The organism is Streptomyces sp. UH6 (genome assembly GCF_013421635.1).
GTDB classification, from domain to species: domain Bacteria; phylum Actinomycetota; class Actinomycetes; order Streptomycetales; family Streptomycetaceae; genus Streptomyces; species Streptomyces abyssomicinicus.
On record NZ_JACADT010001088.1, the window covers coordinates 1 to 1,803 of the forward strand.

A 1,803-nucleotide genomic window follows, 5' to 3' on the forward strand; every position below is an offset into this window, starting at 1 on the left:
CGCCGGTCATGCCGGTGCCGTGACCGTGCGGACCGCCCGCCTGCTGGTCGGCCAGCCGCGCGGCCGCGTCCTTGGCCTTGCCGGTGCCGCGCTCGATCTTCTCCGAGTACTTGCCCTTGGTCCGCTCGTCGGCCATCCGCGCGGCCTTGTCGATGCCCTGCTGGATCTTGTCCTGGTTCCGCGAGGCGAGGTCGTTGACCTTCTCCTTCGCGGGACCGAGCTTGTTCTTCAGGTTGTCGAGGAAACCGCTCATGGTCCGCCTTCCGTGGTCTCGGTACACCTGTCCGTTTCACACCGTACGTATGCGGCCCGGAACCGGCCGGATGCGCGCGTCCGACCGAGGCACCCGAGGGAAGTACCTCCGGAAGCACCCGTGAGGCGTCCCCGAGGCACTCCCGGGGCGCCCCCTGGGCACCTCCCGAGGCTCCCCGGGGAGGTGCCCGGCCGAGGCATCCGCGGGGGCGACCGGGGCGGACCCCACCCCGGTCCGGACCACTCCCGGTATTTGGGAGACTGGGGCCGTGAGCAGTACTCGTCCCACCCCGCGCGTCATCGCCGTCGTCGGCCCCACCGCCGCCGGCAAGTCCGACCTCGGCGTCTTCCTCGCCCAGCGGCTCGGCGGCGAGGTGATCAACGCCGACTCCATGCAGCTCTACCGGGGCATGGACATCGGCACCGCCAAGCTGACCCCCGAGGAGCGCGGCGGTGTCCCGCACCACCTGCTCGACATCTGGCACGTCACCGTCGCCGCCAGCGTCGCCGAGTACCAGAGGCTGGCCCGCGCCCGGATCGAGGCGCTGCTCGCCGAGGGCCGGTGGCCGGTCCTGGTCGGCGGCTCGGGCCTCTACGTGCGGGGCGCGGTCGACCGGATGGAGTTCCCCGGCACCGACCCCGAGGTCAGGGCCCGGCTGGAGGAGGAGCTGGAGCAGCGCGGCCCCGGCGTCCTGCACGCCCGGCTGGCGGCGGCCGATCCCGGGGCGGCGGCCGTGATCCTGCCGTCGAACGGCCGCCGGATCGTCCGGGCGCTGGAGGTCGTCGAGATCACCGGCAAGCCCTTCACCGCCAACCTCCCCGGCCACGAGTCGGTGTACGACACCGTGCAGATCGGCGTCGACGTGCCCCGGCCGGAGCTGGACGAGCGGATCGCCCGCCGGGTCGACCGGATGTGGGAGGCCGGTCTGGTCGACGAGGTGAAGGCACTGGAGGCACAGGGGTTGCGCGAGGGGCGCACGGCCTCCCGTGCGCTGGGCTACCAGCAGCTTCTGGCCGCGCTGGCGGGGGAGTGCACCGAGGACGAGGCGCGCGCCGAGACGGTCCGCGCGACCAAACGCTTCGCGCGCCGCCAGGATTCCTGGTTCAGGCGGGACCCGCGGGTGCATTGGCTCAGTGGGGCCGCGGACGACGCCACCGAGCTGCCCGAGCGTGCGCTCGCACTGCTCGAACGGCCGGTTACAGCCTGATCACGTCATGGCATCGGGTCGCTCCGGTCGTCATTCCGGCCCCGGGCGCCGTGCCATCATCGTGATCCGATCGACCAGTGGAGTCCCAGTCAGGAGGGCGCGTGGCGATGGAGGCCGGCCCTCGCGACACCGCACACGGGAGGCATGTCGCCGAGGGCGACAGGGAGCGCGGCGACGACGCCCCGGTGCCCGACGCCGACCTGCCTCGTGTGCCCACGGCACGCACCGCCGACGACGCTCTCCCCGACCCCGACCCCGGCCCCGACCCCGGGGCCGAGCCGGAGGCCGACGACCTGGCGGCCGACGCCGAGGTGGACACCGCGGTGGGCGCCGACGGAGACGA

2 protein-coding genes and 1 pseudogene are annotated in these 1,803 nt (G+C 73.5%); 2 read left to right on the forward strand and 1 reads right to left on the reverse strand.

Annotated elements, in window-relative coordinates:
• A partial coding sequence (locus HW445_RS29500; protein ID WP_180223883.1) for an antitoxin occupies positions 1 to 253 on the reverse strand: 253 nt, incomplete at its 3' end.
• Between the two features lie 268 nt (positions 254 to 521).
• On the opposite strand from HW445_RS29500, the gene miaA reads away from it, so the two are divergent.
• Together miaA and HW445_RS29510 are read left to right on the forward strand one after the other, a co-directional pair.
• Positions 522 to 1,460: a tRNA (adenosine(37)-N6)-dimethylallyltransferase MiaA gene (gene miaA / locus HW445_RS29505; protein ID WP_180223884.1), complete on the forward strand. Its 939-nt coding sequence runs from the start codon at positions 522 to 524 to the stop codon at positions 1,458 to 1,460.
• Between the two features lie 107 nt (positions 1,461 to 1,567).
• A pseudogene (locus HW445_RS29510) lies at positions 1,568 to 1,803 on the forward strand (hypothetical protein); the annotation flags it as partial.